Raw genomic sequence first — 19,723 nt, 5'->3', positions numbered from 1 at the left:
GAATTCAGAAAAGGATCATTATGTCCACTCTCAAGATCGAAGACCTGCACGTCGGTGTCAACACCGACACCGGACTCAAGCCCATCCTCAACGGCATCAACCTCGTCATCGACTCGAACGAGACGCACGCCATCATGGGCCCCAACGGCTCCGGCAAGTCGACCTTGGCCTACGCCCTGGCCGGCCACCCGAAGTACGAAGTGACCTCCGGTTCGGTCACCCTCGACGGTGAAGACGTGCTCGACATGTCCGTCGACGAGCGCGCCAAGGCCGGTCTGTTCCTGGCCATGCAGTACCCCGTCGAGGTCCCCGGCGTGACAGTGACGAACTTCCTCCGTTCGGCCAAGACCGCCATCGACGGTGAGGCTCCGAAGCTCCGCAACTGGACGAAGGACCTCAAGCAGGCCATGGAGGACCTGCGCGTGGATCCTGCATTCGCCTCGCGCAACGTCAACGAAGGCTTCTCCGGCGGCGAGAAGAAGCGTCACGAGATCCTCCAGCTCGAGATGCTCAAGCCGAAGTTCGCCGTCCTCGACGAGACCGACTCCGGCCTCGACGTCGACGCGCTGCGCATCGTCTCCGAGGGCGTCAACCGCGTCAAGGACGCCACCGACGTCGGCGTCATGCTCATCACCCACTACACCCGCATCCTCAACTACATCAAGCCCGATCACGTCCACGTGATCATCAACGGCAAGGTCGCAGAGGAAGGCGGACCGGAGCTGGCCGAACGCCTCGAGAACGAAGGCTACGACCGCTTCTTCACCGCCGGCGTCTGATGTTCTCACGTCTGAGGGGCGACTTCCCGATCCTCGATGTGAGGGTCGGGGAGTCGCCGCTGTCGTATCTCGACTCGGGGGCGACATCGCAGAAGCCGCAATGCGTCATCGACACCTTCGTGGAGTACTACGGACAGCGCAACGCCGCCGTTCATCGGGGTGCGCACTCCCTGGCCGTCGAAGCCACGGACGTGTTCGAGAACGGACGCATCGCCGTCGCGGACTTCGTCGGCGGGACACCGGAACAGGTGTGCTGGACGAAGAACGCCACCGAGGCACTCAACATCGTCGCCATGGGCTTCGACCGGGCCAGCCGCGGCTTCGGGGGAGAGGACGCGCAGCGCTTCGCCCTCGGACCCGACGACTCGATCGTCATCACGGAGATGGAGCATCACGCGAATCTCGTGCCGTGGCAGCAGCTTGCCGCATCGACCGGAGCACAGCTGCGCTGGCTGCCGGTGACCGACGCCGGTGAGCTCGACCTGTCCGAGCTGGACACGATCGTCGATGAGACGACTAAGGTGCTCGCCTTCACACACGTGTCCAACGTGCTCGGCACGATCAACCCGGTCAACCGCCTCGTCGATCGGGCTCGCGCCGTCGGCGCCTTGGTCGTCCTCGACGCCTGCCAGTCCGTCCCGCACATGCCCGTGGACTTCCCGACCCTCGACGTCGACTTCGCGGCCTTCTCCGCTCATAAGGCGCTCGGTCCCACCGGACTCGGAGTGCTGTGGGGGAAGTCCGAACTGCTGAACACGCTGCCGCCGGTGCTCACCGGAGGGTCCATGATCACCACGGTGACCATGGAGTCCGCGGAGTTCATGCCCGCCCCGCAACGTTTCGAAGCCGGCACCCAGCCGGTCGCCGAGGTCGCGGCGTTCGCGACTGCGATCGGCTACCTCGCCGAGGTGGGGCTGGAGAACGTCTTCGAACATGAGAAGGAGCTCGGTCGGCTCCTGCTCGACGGAGTCGCGACGATCCCCGGCATCCGGGTGCTCGGAGACGCCGCAGAGCGGATCGGAACCGTGGCGTTCGACGTCGACGGCGTCCACGCCCACGACGTCGGACAGTATCTCGACTCCCAAGGCGTGGCCGTGCGCGTGGGCCATCACTGCGCGCAGCCGCTGCACCGCCGTTTCGGAGTCACCGCCTCGACGCGGGCGAGCACGTATCTGTACAACAATGTCGAAGACTGCGAACGCTTCCTGACCGCTTTGGCCGAGGTGCGTCCGTTCTTCGGGGTCGACTGAGAGGGGCAGTGAAGCGATGAGCACAGAGATGCAGCAGCTCTACCAACAGGTCATCCTCGACCAGTCGCGGGCACGCACCGGCAACACAGCGCTGCTCCGCGACGCGGCGACCGGTCGCCACGGCTATTCGCACCAGGTCAATCCGACCTGCGGTGATGAGATCGAACTCGAGACCGAACTGGCAGAGGACGGTCACATCGCGGTGCGGTGGAGCGGTGACGGCTGTTCGATCTCGATGGCCTCGGCATCGGTGCTGTCCGAACTGGCCGCCGACGCCTCGGTGGAGCAGATGCTGGAGATCGAATCGGCGTTCCACGAACTCATGCACTCTCGTGGGACAATGGAAGCGGATGAGGCCATTCTCGGAGACGCCGCGGCGTTCACGGGAGTGTCGAAGTTCCCCGCCAGGATCAAATGCGCTCTCCTGGCGTGGATGGCGTTCAAGGACGCACTCAACCAAGCACAAGCAGCTCGTGAGGAGAAACACCATGCCTGAAGTCATAGACGCTCCGCAGAATGCCAGCGTCGACGAAGTGCGCGAAGCGATGATGGATGTCGTCGACCCCGAGCTCGGTGTCAACATCGTCGACCTCGGCCTCGTCTACGGCCTCTCGGTCGAAGACGACGGCACCGCTGTCATCGAGATGACACTGACCTCGGCGGCCTGCCCGCTGACCGACGTCATCGAGGATCAGACCGCCCAGTCGCTGGAGGGCATCGTGCCCGCCTACCGCATCAACTGGGTCTGGATGCCGCCATGGGGTCCGGAGAAGATCACCGAAGACGGTCGCGAACAGATGCGGGCGCTGGGGTTCAACATCTGAATCCGGCATCGACGATTCGATGAGCGAAGCGTCCCCGCGGGGACGCAGACGAACAGATCGCCGAGGTGGGGTGACCCGAGAAGGTCACTCCCGCCTCGGCGATCTGTCTGTGCCGGGGTCATGGAGATCACCGACCCGCGGACGTCGAGTTCGGGTGCGGCGTGAAAGAATGGAAGCCGACTTTCCAAGGAGAACCATTGACGATCATCGCTGCCGCCGACGGCTCCGCGCTCGGCAACCCCGGCCCGGCCGGGTGGGCCTGGTACATCGACGACGACTGCTGGCACGCCGGCGGGTGGAAGAATGCGACGAACAACCGCGGTGAGCTCATGGCCGTGCTCGACCTCCTCAACTCGACGGCCGATGCCGATGAAGATCTCAAGGTGTTCTGCGATTCCCAATACGTCATCAACGCGCTGACCAAATGGATGCCCGGCTGGAAGCGCAAGGGCTGGAAGAAAGCCGACGGCATGGAGGTCCTCAACAAGGATCTTCTCGAACTCCTCGATGCGGCGCTCAAGGGCCGCGACGTCGAGTTCGAATGGGTCAAGGGCCACAGCAACCATGCAATGAACGAGGCCGCCGACGACCGTGCCCGCGCCGCTGCAACCGCCTACCAGAAGGGCACCGCCGTGCCCGAGGGCCCCGGATACGTCCCCGCGGGGACGCCCGAGGCTCTCGCGCCCGCCGCAGCATCCGGATCCGCTGACGCAGCCGCGTCAGAGGCCGAAGACGCGGGGTCGGCTTCCACCGTGGCTGCCGATGCCGGTTCCAGCAGTGCCGGTGATGGGTCTGCGACGACCGTCGTCTCGACCCGCGTACCCACTCATATCGCAGACGAACTCGTCGCCAGGGCGAAGGCCCGCGGCGTCCACCCGCAAGAATTCCTGGCCGAACTCATCGGCCGCAGTTTGGAGACAGAATGATTCAGGCCTCCGGCCTCGAAGTCGCCGTCGGCGCCCGCACTCTCATGTCCGAGGTGTCCTTCCGCGTGGACAAAGGAGACCGTGTCGGTCTCGTCGGCCGCAACGGTGCAGGCAAAACCACCCTGACAAAGGTCATCATGGGCAGACACCCGGCCGCCGCAGGCTCCGTGTCGGTCTCCGGAACCGTGGGGTACCTGCCGCAGGATCCGCGCAGCGGGGACCTCGAGGCCACCGGCATGGAGCGCATCCTCTCGGCCCGCGAACTCGACGTCCTCGTCAAGCGCCTGCGCAAAGCCGAGCGGCAGATGGCGTCACCGGATGAGAAGGTGGCGACGAAGGCCATCGACCGCTATCCGCGCATCGAAGCCGAGTTCATCGCCGCCGGCGGGTACGCCGCCGAATCCGAGGCCTTCGCGATCGCCGCGAATCTCGGTCTCGACGAAACGCTCATCAACCAGGAGATCGGAACCCTCTCCGGCGGTCAGCGCCGTCGTGTCGAATTGGCCCGAATCCTGTTCTCGGCTCCGGATACGATGATCCTCGATGAGCCGACGAACCACCTCGACGCCGAGTCCGTGCTGTGGCTGCGCGACCACCTCAAGGCGTACTCCGGGGGATTGGTCATCATCAGCCACGACCTCGATCTCATCGACGAAGTCGTCAACAAGGTGTTCTTCCTCGACGCCACCCGACAGACCATCGACATCTATTCGATGGGCTACCGTCTCTACCTCAAACAGCGTGAGGACGATGAGCGTCGCCGCCGCCGCGAACGCGCGAACGCGGAGAAGAAGGCCGCCGCGCTCAACGCTCAGGCGAACAAGATGATGGCCAAGGCGACGAAGACCGTGGCCGCCCAGCAGATGGCCAAGCGTGCCGAACGGATGCTCGCCGGGCTCGAGGACGAACGCGCCACCGAGAAGGTCGCGAATCTGCGCTTCCCGGCCCCGGCTGACTGCGGGCGGGTGCCGCTGACCGCTGAAGGTCTGTCCCGCAGCTTCGGCTCGACCGAGGTGTTCACCGGCGTCGATCTCGCGATCGACAAGGGCACTCGCGTCGTCATCCTCGGCTACAACGGTGCGGGTAAGACGACGCTGCTGCGGCTGCTCGCCGGACTCGACGACCCCGATTCGGGTGAGGTCGTGCCCGGCCATGGGCTCAAGCTCGGCTACTACGCGCAGGAGCACGAGACCCTCGACCTGGACCGGACCGTGCTGGAGAACATGGCCAGCAACTCACCGCACCTGAACGATACGGCCGTGCGCAATGTGCTGGGTTCGTTCCTGTTCTCTGGCGATGATGTGCACAAGCCCGCCGGAGTGCTCTCCGGTGGTGAGAAGACGCGTCTCGCCCTGGCAACACTCGTCGTCTCGAGTGCGAATGTGCTTCTGCTCGATGAGCCGACGAACAACCTCGACCCGGCTTCGCGTGAGGAGATCCTCTCAGCCATCCGCCGCTATGAGGGCGCGATCGTGCTCGTCACCCACGATGAGGGGGCAGTATCCGCGCTCGACCCGGATCGGGTGCTGCTGCTGCCCGACGGCGACGAGGACCTGTGGAACGACTCCTACCTCGACCTCGTGACTCTGGCCTGAGCGTGACTCCGGCCTGAGGCGCCTCACCTCAGGCCGGGGTGCGGTTCACCGGGAGCGGAACCGTTCCTCGAACAGCGCGTCCTCATCGGCTTCGGCCTGTCCGTGGACCCCGGGGGAAGCGAACCGGTTGCGGCCGTACCGGCTTCCCGGCTGACTGATCTTCGCACCGGCGTCGAGCGCGGCCTTGTCGATGACGACGAATTCGTTCTCCTGACCTCCGCGCGCCGCCGCCTCGGCGGCTGCCTTGCGTTCTCTGCGGGCGGAGATCCACACGGCGATGATGATCATGATCCCGAACGCGAACCACTGGAGCATATAGGACAGATGGTTGCCGGGATCGAGTTCGGGCATCGGCAGCGGCGTCAGCCTGTCCTCGATGGCGCCCTCTGAGCCGACAGATGAGGCCTCGGCATAGACGTGGGAGTAGGCGTCATCCATTCCGGGTATCCGGGCCGGGTCGATGGCTCTGATCATGCCCTGCGGGTTGTCATCTTCGGACCCGTCCTGAGCCGGCCGCAGATGTGCGACGACGGTCTGCTCCCCGCTCGGGGCCGCCGGCACTTCGTCTTTTTCGGAGGTGAAGCCCCTGACCACGGCGATCTTCGTTCCGTCGGCGAGTTCGAGCGGAGTCACGACGTAGAAGCCCGGGGTGTCGTTGACAGTGCGGTTGCGGGCGAGCACCGTGTCACCGTCGGCGAACGTCCCGCGCATCTCCACCTGCGTCCACTCCTCGGTGGTCGCCAGCGTCGCATCAGGGTTCGTGAGCACCGAATCGAGGGCCACGGGGTCGGCCGAATAGTTCGCGGTGATCGTGGCGATCTCCTGCTCGCGCTGATCGCGGCGGTCCTTCTGCCAGAGGGCGAGGAACACGCAGGCGATGACGACGATGATCGCCATGGCGATGTACTTGAGCCAGCGTGCGGTGAAGAGGAAGGAATAGCGGCTCAACCGGCGTCCTCCGGGATGTCGTCGATGGATACGTCACTGAGATAGAAGTCGCGCAGTGTGAGGAAGTCGCGCAGGTAGTCGAGATGCTCGGCGCAGGCCAACCAGGTCTTCTTCCGGTCGGGAGCGTGCACCCGCGGATTGTTCCACAGGATCGCTCGGGTCGCCGTGGCGCGGCAGCCCTTGGCCGAACACTGCAGCTGTTCGTCGCTCATGCGTTCTCACCCCTGTCCTCGTGGTCATCGATCGTCTCTCCGGCCACGGTCTCGTGGTCGTCGATCGTCTCTCCGGCGATGGTTTCGCCGGCTGCGGTTCCGTGGTCCTCGGCTGCGGTCGCGTGGTCCTCGGCCGCGGCGTGTTCGTCGGTCGTCCCTTCGTGATCGGTCGCCGCTTCCGGGTCTGGGTCGTCGACGGTCTCACCGGCGACGGTGTCGGTGACCGTGCCGTCCTCACCGATCGTCTCGCCCCGTGCGGGAGGCAGCTGCGCCAACGGAGCCTGGTCGAGCAGGGTCGACGGTTCATCGGTGGTGCGTTCGCGACCGGCGTTGGCGAAGATGACAGCAGGGTACGGCAGAATCACGGCGCCGGCCACGCAGATCCACATGAGGATGTGGCGGTCGGCGGCGAAAGCGAAATAGGCGGCCACGAAGCAGGCCGTCCTGATGCCCATGGTGATCGAATACTTGATGATCCGAGACCTCATATCATCATCAAGGGCGGTGTCTGCCGTAGTGATCTGCTGAGAGTGCTTGACCATATCCTTCTTCGATCGATGACTGCCAAACATGATACTCGTCCTTTGTGAAAGTCATATCCATCGGCCAAAGGACAGGATAGGTTTGTCCACGATAGGTTTGCAGAAGACAGTCGATCAACAGGAGTCACACGTGTCAGAACCACGCACCGTCCTCGTCACCGGCGGCAATCGCGGCATCGGCCGCACCATCGCCGAGGAGTTCATCGCTCAGGGTGATCGAGTGGCCGTCACCTCCCGCAACGGTGAGGCACCCGAAGGGGCGCTGGCCGTGTCCGCCGACGTCACCGACACCGAATCCGTCGACCGCGCGTTCTCCGAGATCGAGGAGAAGCTCGGGCCCGTCGAGGTCGTCATCGCCAATGCGGGTATCACCGCCGACAACCTGCTTATGCGGATGAAGGACGAGGAATTCGAGTCCGTCCTCGACACCAACCTCACCGGCTCGTTCCGCACCGTCAAGCGCGCCATCACCGGAATGATCCGTGCTAAGTCCGGCCGCATCGTCTTCATCTCCTCGGTCTCCGGCCTCTACGGCGTGCCCGGGCAGGCGAACTACTCGGCGTCGAAGGCCGGCCTCGTCGGCCTCGCCCGCTCCATCACCCGTGAGCTCGGCTCCCGCGGCATCACCGCCAACGTCGTCGCGCCCGGTTTCATCCGCACGGACATGACCGACGAACTCAGCGAGAAGCAGCAGAACGAGTACCTGTCGACGATCCCGGCCAAGCGCTTCGCCGAACCCGCCGAAGTCGCCAAGGTCGTCCGCTGGGTGGCCTCCGATGAAGCCGCCTACATCTCCGGTGCCGTCATCCCCGTCGACGGCGGCCTCGGGATGGGTCACTGAGACCAGGTCCCGGCCGGGCCACTGAATCCAGGTCCTGACCGGGCCCGGAACCCGTTCGATGCGGCCTCGCCGCGTCACAGCCCGTAGACTTCAGAACAGAGACCCCGCCCTCAGCGGTGTCAGCCACACGCAATCACCCCTTCTTCGAAAGGATCACCATGGGAATTCTTGACGGAAAGCGCATTCTCGTCACCGGCGTGCTCACCGAGGCCTCGATCGCCTTCGCCGCCGCCCGCATCGCGCAGGAGCAGGGAGCCGAGGTCATCCTCTCCAGCTTCGGTCGGCAGATGAAGATCACCCAGGTCATCGCCGAACGCCTGCCCGAGACCCCGAACGTCATCGAACTCGACGCCACCAATGAAGAGGACCTCGCGGCTCTGCCCGAGCGCCTCGGCGGCAACATCGACGGCATCGTCCACGCCATCGCCTTCGCCCCGAAGGACGCCCTCGGCGGCGTCTTCCTCGACACTCCCTGGGAGTCGGTGTCCGCAGCCCTCCAGGTCTCCGCCTACTCGCTCAAGGCGATCACCGTGGCCGCCAAGCCCGTGCTCAACAAGGGTGCCGGCGTCGTCGGCCTCACCTTCGATGCGACCATCTCCTGGCCCGTCTACGACTGGATGGGTGTGGCCAAGGCCGCCTTCGAGTCGACCGCCCGCTACCTCGCCAAGTACGTCGGCGAGGACGGAGTGCGCGTCAACCTCGTCTCGGCCGGACCGCTGAAGACCACCGCTGCCACTTCCATCCCCGGCTTCGGCACCCTGGAAGACATGTGGGGCGACCGCGCACCGCTGGGTTGGGATCAGAAGGACACCACGCCGGCAGGCAAGGCCATCGTCGCCCTGCTCTCAGACTGGTTCCCCGCCACGACCGGCGAGATGGTCCACGTCGACGGCGGCTTCCACTCCACCGGCGCCTGAGACCGCACATGCCAGTGCTCATCCTCGCCCGCCATGCGAAGGCGGAAGCGCACGGTCCCACCGACTTCGAACGGTCCCTCGATCCCAAAGGGCTGGCCCAAGCGGTCGAGGCCGGGGCGGAGATCGCCGAGCGATGGTCACCGGATGTGGCCATCGCCTCGGCGGCTCGGCGCACCGTGCAGACCGGCCAGGCCGTCGTCGAAGCAGTCAACCGGGCACACGGCGGATCGCTCGACGAACCCGGCGTGCTGAGCCTGCGTGAGGACGAGTCCCTCTACGCCGGTGAGGTCGCCGATTGGATCGATGCGATCAATTCGATCCCCGCGGACGCCCAGTGCGCCTATATCGTCGGCCACCAGCCCACCGTCGCCGAGGTGGTCGGCCACCTCAACCCGGAAGGCGGGGTTCCCGATCCGTTCCGTCCCTCCTCGATCGCTGTCTTCGACCTCGAGAGCTGGGACGTGGAGCCGGGAGCATACCCGGCACCGCAGATCCGGGTCTTCCACGGCGTGTGAGTCTTCCGCGGCGTGTGAACCAGCCTGCACTGCGCAGGCGTGACTGATACCGTCGCGACTGATGGCTGTGGCCCTCCGAATCGTTTCGGAGGGCCACAGTCATATCTGCAGGTCAGGGGCGCAGGTGCGGTTCAGACGCCTGTGCGGCTGGTGACGATGGTGATGACTTCGCGCAGGTCTCTTGTCGACACGGCGGCATCGGCGGCCGCGACGAGGGCCGGCTTCGCACAGAAGGCGATGCCGAGACCGGCGGCTTCGATCATCCCGATGTCATTGGCGCCGTCGCCGATCGCCACACTCTCAGCACGATCGCACCCTCCGGCGGCGAGCAGGTCCTCGAAGATCTCTGCCTTCGCTCCGGGATCGATGACGCGACCGCTCGTGCGTCCGGTCAGATGGCCGTCGGTGACCTCGAGCCCGTTGGCGAAGACGTCGGTGATGCCGAGCTCGGCGGCCACGGGAGCGATGATCGCGGTGAATCCGCCGGAGACGAGCGCAACCCGGCCCCCTGCGGAATGGACCGCTGCGACGAGCTCGCGGGCCCCCTCGGTGAGCGTGATCTGCTCCCGCACCTCATCGAGCACGGTCTCGGGCAGGCCGGCCAACAGTTCGACGCGTTCGGCCAAGGACGCGGCGAAGTCGAGTTCACCGGCCATAGCACGTTCGGTGATATCGGCGACCTGGTCGCCGACTCCGGCGTGAGCGGCGATGAGGTCGATGACCTCCTCGTTGATGAACGTCGAATCGACGTCCATGACGAGCAGTCGGACGGGGAAATCGGCGGGCGGGGCCTCTGCGGTCTCATTCACCCCTTCATCGTAGCCACAGCCATGATGTAGTCCGCGGCCGCGGGGTGCAGCTGAGACAGCAGTGCCCCGAACTCCGGCGGTGCCACGGTAGCCGGAGCCAGCACCGTCCGCAGTCGGTGATGGATGTCGAGCGCTGCGTAGATCGCGCGGGAATCGGCCTCGGTGGGGATGAGCCGGGAGATCGGGTGCGTCGTCGACAGCTCCTCCTGCCAGTCCCGCCACGGACCCTGCCGCCATTCCTCGGGGACGACGAGGGTCTCGATGAGGCCCAGACCCTCCATCACCAGCAGACGCAGCCGCCGCAGCGCCTCGGCGGAGGTGCCGACGGTGACAGGACGGAACAGGGTGGGGCGGCAGGCGATGACCTCGACGTTCGCCTCGGCGCCGATGAGGGCGATCGCGGCCTGCTCGTCACCGCGATGGAGGATCACGGGGGCGGTGTGCCGGCCGACCTTCGTCCGGGCGTCCTTTTCGACCGGGGGAGTGGTATGCGGCAGGGACGGATGGTGCAGCGCCAAGCGCGCATGCGTGATTCCGGCGGCGGCCGCCTCGGCGATGAATAGCAGAAGACCGGTGGGAACGGACGTGTCGAAGACCTCATCGGCGACGATGAGAGGAACATCACGATCATCGTCGAGGAACGCGGAGGTGACCTCGTCAGGGGCGAGGGTCGAGCGCAGGCGATGATTGATCGCCAGAGTCAGCAGCAGTGAGTCGGTCGTGAGGTCCATGTCGAACCAGAATAGACGGCTCGCCTGCGATAGAGTCTGAGGATATGAGTGATGTCCTGAATTTGGATTCCGTGTCCGTGCGCCGGGGGTCGAATTTCCTCCTCGACGATTTCTCGCTGACCGTCGCCGAGGGCGAGCACTGGGCTGTGCTCGGACCCAACGGCGCCGGCAAGACGACCCTGCTCGAACTCGCCGCCGGACGCATGCATCCGACGACGGGCACCGTCGGCATCCTCGAGGAGCAGCTGGGGCGAGTCGACGTGTTCGAGCTGCGTCCGCGCATCGGCTATGCCTCGAACGCGCTGGCCAGTCGCATCCCTCGCTCCGAGGCGGTCCTCGACACTGTGCTCACCGCTGCCTACGGCGTCACCGGTCGCTGGGTCGAGGAGTACGAGCAGGCCGATATCGATCGGGCCTATGACCTGCTCGCGGCCTTCCACATCACTGACTTCGCCGACCGCAGCTTCGGCACCCTGTCCGAGGGCGAGCGCAAACGCGTGCAGATCGCTCGCGCGCTCATGACCGATCCTGAGCTTCTGCTGCTCGACGAACCTGCCTCGGGACTCGATTTCGGCGGTCGTGAGGAGCTCCTCGACGCATTGTCGGAGATCCTGGCCTCGAAGTGGGCCCCGGCCACGATCATGGTCACTCACCACGTCGAGGAGATTCCGGCGGGCATCACCCACGTGCTGCTGCTGTCGGAGGGCACCGATCTGGCCGCCGGTCCGATCGAAGAGACGCTGACGGCTGAGAACCTCGCCGCAACCTTCGGCATCGACGTCAAGCTCAGCCGCGACGGTCAGCGCTACCACGCGCGCTCCGCCCGCTGAGCATGGAGTTTCTCTCGAGTCTCAGCCTCGAACCGTGGCAGATCGCACTGATCGTCCTGGCCGGAATCGGTGCCGGCGGCATCAACGCCGTCGTCGGCTCCGGCACGCTCATCACGTTTCCGGCTCTCGTGGCCTTCGGCGTTCCGCCGGTGGTGTCGACGATGAGCAACGCGGTCGGGCTCATCCCCGGCAACATTGCGTCGTCCTTCGGCTACCGTGAGGAGCTGCGCGGCCAGTGGAAGCGGATCCTCGGATTCGTTCCCGCCTCACTCCTGGGGTCTCTGACCGGGGCGTATCTGCTTCTGCATCTGCCCGAGGACGCGTTCGAGACGATCGTGCCGGTCCTCCTCGTCGTGGCGCTCATCATGGTCGTCGGGCAGCCGTATCTGTCCCGGTACTTGAAGAACCGCTCGCTGCGTCGCGCCGAAGCCGCCGGGATCGAACACAAGACCGCCTCGGTGGGGGACCGACTCTCCACCGGCCGGTACCTGGCTGTCCTCCTCGTCGTCTTCCTCACCGCGATCTACGGCGGGTACTTCGCCGCAGCCCAGGGCATCATCCTCATCGCCCTGCTGGGTCTGCTGCTGCCCGATGATCTGCAGCGTCTCAACGGACTGAAGAACGTCCTCGTCCTCGTCGTCAACACGGTTTCGGCGAGCACGTACATCATCGTCGGCCACGACCGGATCAACTGGATCGCCGTCATCTGCATCGCGGTGGGATCACTCATCGGCGGGTACTTCGGTGCGCGGATCGGTCGTCGCTTCTCTCCGGTGCTGCTGCGCACGATCATCGTCATCCTCGGCCTCGTCGCGATCTGGAGGATCGTCACGCTGTGAACACCCCGGCAAAGGCTCCGCTGACGAGGCAGCAGGTCATCGACCGTGCGGCCGAGCTCGGGATCGACGCCGAGCGTCTGCGCTTCTTCGATGAAGCGGATCTGGCCGGCGGCGGTCTGGCCGAGATGCACGATTACACGCAGCTGACCGATGTGGCGCTGCGCAGCGTCCGCGAACCGGCCGAGGGCCTCTTCATCGCCGAGTCCTCGAAGATCATCCGCCGTGCGCACGCTGCGGGGATGGCGCCGCGGTCGTATCTGACCAGCCCGAAGTGGCTGTTCGACCTCGCCGATGTCATCGCGACCAACGATGTGCCGATCTTCATCGGCACGGATTCAGCCGTCGAATCGCTCACCGGATTCCACCTCCACCGAGGCGCTCTGGCCGCTATGGGCCGACCGGCACTTCCCGATCCCGCTGCCCTGGTCGCTGACGCCCGCCGCATCGTCGTCATCGAAGACATCGTCGACCACACGAACGTGGGCGCGATCTTCCGCTCCGCCGCCGCGTTCGGCGTCGACGCCGTGCTCGTGACCCCGCGCTGTGCCGACCCGCTCTACCGCCGGTCGATCCGTGTGTCCATGGGCACGGTGTTCCAGGTGCCGTGGACGCGCATCGACCCGTGGCCTGCCGGGATCTCTGCCCTGCACGACGCGGGCTTCCATGTGGCCGCACTCGCCCTGGACGACGATTCGGTGGGGCTGCGCAACTTCGCTGCCTCGGCACCGGAACGCACCGCTGTCGTCTTCGGCACCGAAGGCGAGGGACTCAAACGATCGACGATCGCCGCCTGCGATTCGACGGTGATGATCCCCATGAGCGGGGGAGTGGACTCCCTCAACGTCGCAGCCGCCTCGGCGGTGACCTGCTTCGCCCTGCAGGAAGAGTGACGGTCGCCGGTGGCGTGTTCCTCCGAGTTCACCTCAGGTGGATAGACGTTCACCTCGGGTGGATAGAGTTGAGTCGAGCCGAACCCGGCTCCGAAAGCCCCGAATGAGGAGATCAGTGGACCGCAGCACCTTAGCCCATGCCCTTGAAGCCGGACGCATCACCGGAGAGGTCGCGACACCGCGGGAGAACAACCTCTCCCACATCCATCGGTTCCTCAACCAGGAACGGCAGTTCGACTTCGGAGTCGACCTCACCCGCGACTGGGACTATGACTCGGTGTTCGCCCTGATGGTCGACCGTGCCGGTCTGCGGCCCGATCCTGAGTTCGTCGAAGGTGTGGACACGATCTCCACCGACAGGTGCATAGAAGCCCTGGACAAGCTCGCCGAGGCGGTCGGCCAGGTCTCCCGCGCAGGCGGTCGGATCCTCTTCGCCACCGGACACCCGGCAGGACTGCTGCCCGTGCACATGGCCATCGCCGCTGCCGCGAAGGCCGCTGGCGCTGTCATCGACGTCCGCGACCACTTCATCCCGGTACCCGAGATCGGCGGCGACGTCCGCCAGATCCACAATGTGTGGACCTGGCACCAGCACGGCGGCAGCCCGCACACCCACCTGGCCGAACCGATGCATGCGCTGCTCAACGACTTCGCTGCCCGAGGAGGGTCGGCGCCGGAACTCGTCGTCGCCGACCACGGGTGGGCCGGCGCCGCCTCGAGTCGGGGCCTGCGGACTATCGGCTATGCCGACTGCAACGATCCGGCGCTCTTCGTCGCCGAGGCGCAAGGGCAGATCGAGGCCACCATTCCCTTGGACGATGATGTGGTGCCCAACCTCTACGCCCCGCTCATCGACTACGTCATCGGTCGCGCGGGACTTCGCTGAGGTCGTACGGGACTTCGCTGAGGTCGTACGGGACTTCGCGAAGGTGGCACACTTCGCCGAGACGGCGCCTGACCGCGCGAAGGTGGCGCACTGCGCCGTGCTGGCGGGGATCTGACCCGAGTCAGGACTCAGTCGATGTCGTTGGCCAAGCCTTCGACCACCTCGGCGCCGGGCAGGGACGCAAGCGCGGCCCCGGTCAGGAGCAGCTTCGACCCGCGGATCCCGGATCCGATGATGAGCTCTTCTGCCTCGGCGACCCGGGAATCGATGAGCACCCGATAGTTCTCCGGCAGCCCGATCGGGCCGATGCCGCCGTACTCCATCCCGGACTCGCTGACGGCCCGTTCCAAGGGCAGGAATGACGCCTTGCGCACGTCGAGGAGCTTCTTCACCCGCTTGTTGACGTCGGCGCGGGTGTTCGCCAGCACCATGCACGCCGCGATGCGCTCTTCGCCGGATCGAGATCCGGCGACGAGGACGCAGTTCGCCGAGGTCGCCGGGGGCAGATCAGTGGCGTCGAGGAGTGCTGCGGTGTCCGCGATCTGCGGATCGATGGCGAAGACCTCGACGTCGCCGGAGATCGTCGGCAGCGCCTCGGCGGTGGATTCGGCCATGAGCTCGGGCGCGGTCGATGCGGGTTGGAGGGTGAACTGCGTGGAGAGTCGTTCCTTGGTGGTCATGGCCACAGTGTAGGAGATGAGTGTCGAATCGCTTTGTTCTCGCCCATCGGTTAGACTGGGCTGTCGCTTCGTGTCCGGTTCCTACGGTTCGAAGCGTGTCCAGCAGACGAATTCGGGCACTGGCAGATGGGTCGGACCCATATCAGGCGCCTGAAAGAATTCAGCAGAGGTAAGAATATGAAGAAGGACATCCACCCGGAATACGCGCCGATCGTGTTCAACGATCTGGCTTCCGGCACCAAGTTCCTCACCCGCTCCACCGCCAAGAGCGATAAGACCATCGAGTGGGAAGACGGCAACACCTACCCCGTGATCGACGTCGAGATCTCGTCCGCTTCGCACCCGTTCTACACGGGCAAGCAGCGCATCCTCGACTCCGCCGGCCGCGTGGAGAAGTTCAAGGACCGCTACAAGGGCTTCGGCAAGCGCTGAGCCTGCGCGTCCCGCACAGTTTCACTCAGACTGCCCCGCACACCATTTCGGTGTGCGGGGCAGTCTGCTGTGTCTGCAGTCCTGTCTTCTGGTGCCCTGCCGCCGGCAGGACATCTGCGTGTCGTGTGACGTCCCCGCGGGGACGCACGCATCAGGTCGCGCTTATGTCCCCGCGGGGACGTGACCATATGCGCTGATGCCCCTGCGCGAAGGAAATGGGTTGCGTCACCGCGGGGACGCAACCCATCCAGAACAGGATCAGTCGACAGTGACCGAGACCTCGGGGGAGGGGCTCACCCGGGCTGCCGGGTGGTAGAGCGATGCGACGCCTGTGGCGTTGTCGAGGCAGTTCGCGATGCCGTGCGCGACCTTCTCCTTGGCAGAGACGACGGCGTCCTTGATGTCGAGTCCGGTCGCGAGACCCGCCGCGATCGAGGATGCGAAGGAACAGCCGGCGCCGTTGACGAGTTTGTCATTGACCTTGCGCGAACGCAGAGTCGTCACCGTCGCACCGTCGAAGAGGATATCGATCGCATCGTCGCCTGCCAGACGGGCACCGCCCTTGACGACGACGTACTTCGCGCCCTGGCCATGGATGATCTTCGCGGCCTCGACCATGCCCTCGACGGAATCGATGGGGTCGATCCCGGCCAAGGTGGCGGCTTCCTCGAGGTTCGGGGTCACGACCGTGGCCAGAGGCACGAGGTTCTCGACGAAGAGATCCTTGAGATCGACCATGGTGCCTGCACCCTTGCACACGAGCACGGGGTCGAAGACGTAGGGCAGCTCATTGGACTTGAGCTCCTCGGCGAGGACCAGAGCCGATTCGACGGAGCCGAGCATGCCGGACTTGATGGCAGTGAACTCGTGGACCGCCAGAGTCGACTCGAGCTGCCTGTTGACGACCTCGGGCTCGATGAACTCCAAGACGTGTGCGAACCCGTCATCGGGGTCGAACGTGACGATGCAGGTGACGACGGCAGTGCCGAAGGCGCCGTACTCGTCGAACATCTTGAGATCGGCTTCCAGCCCTGCTCCTCCGGAAACGTCGGAGCCTGCGACGGTGAGCACTTTTGCAGTCATGATGGTCCTTTCAGGTAAAGCGTTCGCGAAGAAGTCTACGCGGGTTCAGGCCCCTGCGTATCCCTGCTGCCGCCAGGCCTCGTAGATGGCGATCGAAGCCGAGTTGGCCAGGTTGAGAGAGCGCCGGGCCGGCAGCATCGGGATGCGCACGGACATGTCCACGTGCTCGTCGTCGACGACCGAGTCCGGCAGGCCCGTCGACTCGCGACCGAACAGGAGGACATCGCCGTCCTGGTAGTCCACCTCGGCGAAGGAATTCTCCGTATGCGTGGTGAACGCGATCACCCGACGGTCGCCGAGGCGGTCCCACAGATCCGCCAGTGAGGAATGGACGCTGACGTGGGCGAGGTCGTGGTAGTCGAGCCCTGCCCTGCGCAGCTTCGCATCGGAGAGGTCGAATCCGAGGGGTTCGACGAGGTGGAGGTGGGCACCCGTGACAGCGGCGAGCCTGATGGCATTGCCGGTGTTGCCGGGGATCTCTGGAGTGTGGAAGACGATGTCGATGTTCATATCCCTCTCATCTTCTCACCCCGCGGCCCGCTGGTCAGACACCGCGATGGCACTTTCGCGGCGGCTGCTCCTCCGGTGCGGTGACCATGATCACCGGCCCTCACTGCGCACGAGCAGATATCCCTGCCGGCTCGCCTCCGGAAAGCGTCCGATCCGGTCGGGTTCGCGTTCGAGGCGCGTGGCCGGAGCGAAGCCGTGCGGTTCGAGAGCGGAGAGGACCGCCTCGATCGAGCGACGGTGGAAATCGAGATCGACCGGGAGTCCGGCGAGATCGGAGACATGATCGACTCGGTCGCCGAGCTGGAATGCCAGCTGGAACCAACCGCCCGGACGGAGGACACGGGCCGCCTCGGCGAAGGTGAGAGACAGTGCATCATCGGGGACGTGGATGGTCGAATACCACGCGACGAGACCGGCGAACGAGTCATCGGCATAGGGCAGGGCGGTCATCGTCCCGACGTCGAAGCCGAGTTTCGGATAGAGGCCCTGGGCGAGACCGATCATGGCAGGTGAGAGGTCGAGACCGCGTGGGATGAGTCCGAGAGCGGCGAGGAATGACGTGATGCGTCCGGGACCGCAGCCGATGTCGAGGACCTCGGCCGATCCGGTGCCGAGAACGAGTTCGGAGAAAGCCCCGAGGACGGCCCGGTATGCGGTTTCGCAGTGAGCTCATCGGCGATCCAGTCCGTGTAGGGCTGCGAGATCGCATCATAGGAATCACGTGTGGACGCCTCACGCACAGGCATCTCGTCGCTGCCATCGGTCATGGCTTTCACCTTACCCGTCGGTGCTGACACGACCGGATCGAGGAATCCGACGTTCCGCCGGGCCGGCGTGGTTCGGCGCGGTCACCTGCATAAACGAAACTCAATCGAATCCAGATCACGTTCTGGATTCACAGAGCTTCGTCGATGGAGTTCTCGTGTCAGTGCCGACGCCTAGAGTGATGGCACGGTTGGTGGTCATGGGGATCGCCGGACCGGAGGGCCTGAGAGGTCTCGGAAGGGCGGAGCTATGAGAGACGACAAGCCGATTGATACGAAGTCCGCAGAATTCGACGGGCTGAGCGTCGACCCGAAGGACTATGGAGGTGCCGAGGTCGATGTGGACCTCAGCACTCTCACCTGTGCGCAGATCGTGACCGCTATCCAGCGCAACATCTCGTGCATCTCCTTCTGTCATGCGCGTGTCATCGCCCTCATCGATGAGGTCGAACGGCGGGGGCTGTGGGCGGAATGGGTCGGAGTGAAGACTCTGACCGAATGGGTGATGCATGTGGCGTCGGTGACCATGCACACGGCACGCGAATACGTCCGCGTGACGGCGGCGCTGCGAGAGATGCCGAAGGTGAAGAAGGGCCTGGCAGACGGTGACATCAGCTTCTCGAAGGTGCGGGAAGTGACCCGGCTGGGGGAGCGGATCGGCGATGATGAGGCGCTGCGTCTGGCGACTCTTGCCACCGGTAGCCAGATCAGCCGGATTTCCCAGAACTACCAGCAGCTGGCTGGCAAGATCGACAACGGACCGTTCCCGCTGTTTCTGGCTCAGGACAGCGTGAGCATGCGTCAGGTGGGGCCGGGGCGGACTCGCATCACGATCGAACTTGAGGAGGACGAGGCGGCGGAGATCGCCACGATGATCGACGCCGCCCGTCAGGTTCTCGAACGTCCCGTAAGTGAGGCGGCAGAAGTCGACGCAGGGGATGGAGCCGAAAATGGTGTCGAGGGCAAGACCGGCGGCACTGAGGAAGCGCCGTATGAGCCGGTCTCTCAAGCGATGTGTCTGATGGAGATCATCCGTGCCTTCCCTCGTGCCGCACCTGCCGGTTCGGTCGATGCCGACCGTGCCCGCCTGCTCGTCCATGCTTCCGCCGAGGTGATCACCCGCAGCGGCGCCACCGTGGAAGCCGCCCCGGCTTTTGAACCCCCGATGGTGAGCATCCCCGCGAGACCCGCGACCGAAACCGGCGTCCCCGCGGGGACGGAAACCGGAACCGGCGTTCCCGCGGGGGCAGCGACCGTGGTCGAGGAAGACGTCCCCGCAGGGACGCCGGAAGGGCGGGCGGACACGACCTGCCGGATCGAAGGATTCGGCGGCATCACCGCGGCGACGGCAGAGCGCCTGAGCTGCGAGGCGCTCATCAGCGGGGTGATCAAGGACTCCGGAGGCGACGTCCTGATGCTCGGGCGATCGAAGCGCCTGGTGAGCAGGCGGCAGCGACTGGCCCTGAGTGTGCGCGATGTCTGCTGCCAGTTCCCCGGCTGCCGCACCCGCAGGCGATGCGATGCCCACCATATTCGTCCCTGGTCGCAGGGCGGGGCGACCGATATGGACAATCTCATCCTGCTCTGCCGCCGGCATCACACCGTGGTGCACAAGTATCAGCTGCGCATCGAACGCACCGACGCCGACTTCGCCGGAGCGATGCGCGGGGCTGCCGCTTTCACCTTCCACCTGCCCGACGGCGCTCAGCTGCTGCCGCTGGAGAGCCGAGTGGCCGGTCGCAGGATGTTCAACACCGCGATCGAGGTCGCCGAGATCAAGAAGGCCACGGCCGATGCTGATCCGGGCACCACCGGCGGTGGCTACGGCTTTCACCTGGGGCTCTGCATCGACTGGATGTTCGAAGCCGAACGGCAACACGCCCGGGAGAAGAATGCAGCTGCCTGAATCTTGCCAATTTA

The 19,723-nt window shown here is 65.4% G+C and carries 25 protein-coding genes; 15 read left to right on the top strand and 10 right to left on the bottom strand.

What is annotated here, in order from left to right:
* Positions 1-20: 20 nt before the first annotated feature.
* The 6 genes from sufC (at position 21) to L1F31_RS09800 (ending at position 5,374) form a co-directional block, all read left to right on the top strand.
* Positions 21-779: a Fe-S cluster assembly ATPase SufC gene (sufC, locus tag L1F31_RS09825; RefSeq protein ID WP_265417123.1), complete on the top strand. Its 759-nt coding sequence runs from the start codon at positions 21-23 to the stop codon at positions 777-779.
* On the top strand, positions 779-2,029 hold the full coding sequence (locus L1F31_RS09820) for a SufS family cysteine desulfurase (protein WP_265417122.1): 1,251 nt from the start codon (positions 779-781) through the stop codon (positions 2,027-2,029). The genes sufC and L1F31_RS09820 overlap by 1 nt, the downstream gene beginning before the upstream one ends.
* Positions 2,030-2,045: 16 nt before the next feature.
* Complete coding sequence (gene sufU / locus L1F31_RS09815; RefSeq protein ID WP_265417121.1) at positions 2,046-2,525, top strand: Fe-S cluster assembly sulfur transfer protein SufU; 480 nt, start codon at positions 2,046-2,048, stop codon at positions 2,523-2,525.
* Positions 2,518-2,853 carry a metal-sulfur cluster assembly factor gene (locus L1F31_RS09810; protein WP_025778421.1) on the top strand — a complete coding sequence of 112 codons (336 nt, stop codon included), beginning with the start codon at positions 2,518-2,520 and terminating at the stop codon, positions 2,851-2,853. The genes sufU and L1F31_RS09810 overlap by 8 nt, the downstream gene beginning before the upstream one ends.
* A 197-nt stretch (positions 2,854-3,050) precedes the next feature.
* Entirely contained in the window at positions 3,051-3,779 is a 729-nt protein-coding gene (locus L1F31_RS09805; protein WP_265417120.1) for a ribonuclease H family protein, read from the top strand.
* Entirely contained in the window at positions 3,776-5,374 is a 1,599-nt protein-coding gene (locus L1F31_RS09800; RefSeq protein ID WP_265417119.1) for an ABC-F family ATP-binding cassette domain-containing protein, read from the top strand. The genes L1F31_RS09805 and L1F31_RS09800 overlap by 4 nt, the downstream gene beginning before the upstream one ends.
* Positions 5,375-5,419: 45 nt before the next feature.
* Here L1F31_RS09800 and L1F31_RS09795 read toward each other — a convergent pair whose 3' ends face one another.
* From L1F31_RS09795 to L1F31_RS09785, 3 genes are read right to left on the bottom strand one after another with little or no spacing between them, the layout of a single operon-like run.
* Positions 5,420-6,322 (bottom strand): SURF1 family cytochrome oxidase biogenesis protein, encoded by a 903-nt coding sequence (locus L1F31_RS09795; RefSeq protein WP_265417118.1) that lies wholly within the window; start codon positions 6,320-6,322, stop codon positions 5,420-5,422.
* Positions 6,319-6,534 carry a hypothetical protein gene (locus L1F31_RS09790; RefSeq protein ID WP_265417117.1) on the bottom strand — a complete coding sequence of 72 codons (216 nt, stop codon included), beginning with the start codon at positions 6,532-6,534 and terminating at the stop codon, positions 6,319-6,321. The genes L1F31_RS09795 and L1F31_RS09790 overlap by 4 nt, the downstream gene beginning before the upstream one ends.
* Positions 6,531-7,106: a DUF3099 domain-containing protein gene (locus tag L1F31_RS09785; RefSeq protein ID WP_265417116.1), complete on the bottom strand. Its 576-nt coding sequence runs from the start codon at positions 7,104-7,106 to the stop codon at positions 6,531-6,533. Before L1F31_RS09785 ends, L1F31_RS09790 begins: the two co-directional genes overlap by 4 nt.
* Positions 7,107-7,206: 100 nt before the next feature.
* Here L1F31_RS09785 and L1F31_RS09780 point away from each other — a divergent pair, with 100 nt between their 5' ends.
* The 3 genes from L1F31_RS09780 (at position 7,207) to L1F31_RS09770 (ending at position 9,349) form a co-directional block, all read left to right on the top strand.
* Entirely contained in the window at positions 7,207-7,917 is a 711-nt protein-coding gene (locus L1F31_RS09780; RefSeq protein ID WP_265417115.1) for a beta-ketoacyl-ACP reductase, read from the top strand.
* 158 nt (positions 7,918-8,075) lie between these two features.
* Positions 8,076-8,834, top strand: coding sequence for an enoyl-ACP reductase FabI (gene fabI, locus L1F31_RS09775; RefSeq protein WP_265417114.1), 759 nt, complete (start codon positions 8,076-8,078; stop codon positions 8,832-8,834).
* Positions 8,835-8,842: 8 nt separating this feature from the next.
* Positions 8,843-9,349, top strand: coding sequence for a SixA phosphatase family protein (locus tag L1F31_RS09770; RefSeq protein ID WP_265417113.1), 507 nt, complete (start codon positions 8,843-8,845; stop codon positions 9,347-9,349).
* A 131-nt stretch (positions 9,350-9,480) separates the two neighbouring features.
* Here the strand turns inward: L1F31_RS09770 and serB are convergent, their stop codons facing one another.
* Entirely contained in the window at positions 9,481-10,158 is a 678-nt protein-coding gene (serB, locus tag L1F31_RS09765; RefSeq protein ID WP_265417112.1) for a phosphoserine phosphatase SerB, read from the bottom strand.
* Positions 10,155-10,889, bottom strand: a complete 735-nt coding sequence (locus L1F31_RS09760; RefSeq protein ID WP_265417111.1) for a hypothetical protein — start codon at positions 10,887-10,889, stop codon at positions 10,155-10,157. Before L1F31_RS09760 ends, serB begins: the two co-directional genes overlap by 4 nt.
* A 44-nt stretch (positions 10,890-10,933) precedes the next feature.
* On the opposite strand from L1F31_RS09760, the gene L1F31_RS09755 reads away from it, so the two are divergent.
* The 4 genes from L1F31_RS09755 (at position 10,934) to L1F31_RS09740 (ending at position 14,334) form a co-directional block, all read left to right on the top strand.
* Entirely contained in the window at positions 10,934-11,719 is a 786-nt protein-coding gene (locus L1F31_RS09755) for an ABC transporter ATP-binding protein (RefSeq protein ID WP_265417110.1), read from the top strand.
* A 2-nt stretch (positions 11,720-11,721) separates the two neighbouring features.
* The gene (locus L1F31_RS09750; protein ID WP_265417109.1) at positions 11,722-12,558 is read left to right on the top strand and encodes a sulfite exporter TauE/SafE family protein; all 837 of its coding nucleotides are present in this window, start codon (positions 11,722-11,724) and stop codon (positions 12,556-12,558) included.
* Positions 12,555-13,448 carry a TrmH family RNA methyltransferase gene (locus L1F31_RS09745; RefSeq protein ID WP_265417108.1) on the top strand — a complete coding sequence of 298 codons (894 nt, stop codon included), beginning with the start codon at positions 12,555-12,557 and terminating at the stop codon, positions 13,446-13,448. The genes L1F31_RS09750 and L1F31_RS09745 overlap by 4 nt, the downstream gene beginning before the upstream one ends.
* 115 nt (positions 13,449-13,563) lie before the next feature.
* A complete protein-coding gene (locus L1F31_RS09740; protein ID WP_265417107.1) occupies positions 13,564-14,334 on the top strand; it encodes a phosphatase in 771 nt (256 codons plus the stop codon).
* 128 nt (positions 14,335-14,462) lie between these two features.
* Here the strand turns inward: L1F31_RS09740 and L1F31_RS09735 are convergent, their stop codons facing one another.
* Positions 14,463-15,014, bottom strand: a complete 552-nt coding sequence (locus L1F31_RS09735) for a YbaK/EbsC family protein (RefSeq protein ID WP_265417106.1) — start codon at positions 15,012-15,014, stop codon at positions 14,463-14,465.
* A 177-nt stretch (positions 15,015-15,191) separates the two neighbouring features.
* Here L1F31_RS09735 and L1F31_RS09730 point away from each other — a divergent pair, with 177 nt between their 5' ends.
* Positions 15,192-15,446: a type B 50S ribosomal protein L31 gene (locus tag L1F31_RS09730; RefSeq protein ID WP_009375892.1), complete on the top strand. Its 255-nt coding sequence runs from the start codon at positions 15,192-15,194 to the stop codon at positions 15,444-15,446.
* 258 nt (positions 15,447-15,704) lie between these two features.
* Here the strand turns inward: L1F31_RS09730 and L1F31_RS09725 are convergent, their stop codons facing one another.
* The 4 genes from L1F31_RS09725 to L1F31_RS09710 all read right to left on the bottom strand — a co-directional run bounded on the left by L1F31_RS09725 (position 15,705) and on the right by L1F31_RS09710 (position 17,806).
* A complete protein-coding gene (locus tag L1F31_RS09725) occupies positions 15,705-16,529 on the bottom strand; it encodes a PfkB family carbohydrate kinase (protein WP_265417105.1) in 825 nt (274 codons plus the stop codon).
* Between the two features lie 45 nt (positions 16,530-16,574).
* Positions 16,575-17,039 carry a tRNA (cytidine(34)-2'-O)-methyltransferase gene (locus L1F31_RS09720; protein WP_265417104.1) on the bottom strand — a complete coding sequence of 155 codons (465 nt, stop codon included), beginning with the start codon at positions 17,037-17,039 and terminating at the stop codon, positions 16,575-16,577.
* Positions 17,040-17,129: 90 nt separating this feature from the next.
* Positions 17,130-17,603, bottom strand: coding sequence for a class I SAM-dependent methyltransferase (locus L1F31_RS09715; RefSeq protein WP_265420419.1), 474 nt, complete (start codon positions 17,601-17,603; stop codon positions 17,130-17,132).
* Positions 17,540-17,806, bottom strand: a complete 267-nt coding sequence (locus L1F31_RS09710; RefSeq protein WP_265417103.1) for a hypothetical protein — start codon at positions 17,804-17,806, stop codon at positions 17,540-17,542. The genes L1F31_RS09715 and L1F31_RS09710 overlap by 64 nt, the downstream gene beginning before the upstream one ends.
* Before the next feature lie 247 nt (positions 17,807-18,053).
* Between L1F31_RS09710 and L1F31_RS09705 the strand changes: the two genes are divergently transcribed.
* Positions 18,054-19,709, top strand: coding sequence for an HNH endonuclease signature motif containing protein (locus L1F31_RS09705; protein ID WP_265417102.1), 1,656 nt, complete (start codon positions 18,054-18,056; stop codon positions 19,707-19,709).
* Positions 19,710-19,723 lie beyond the last annotated feature (14 nt).

Origin of the sequence: Brevibacterium spongiae (assembly GCF_026168515.1) — a bacterium.
GTDB lineage: Bacteria > Actinomycetota > Actinomycetes > Actinomycetales > Brevibacteriaceae > Brevibacterium > Brevibacterium spongiae.
The sequence above is the reverse complement of the archived record's forward strand: the minus strand, read 5'-3'. Positions and strand labels throughout refer to the sequence as shown.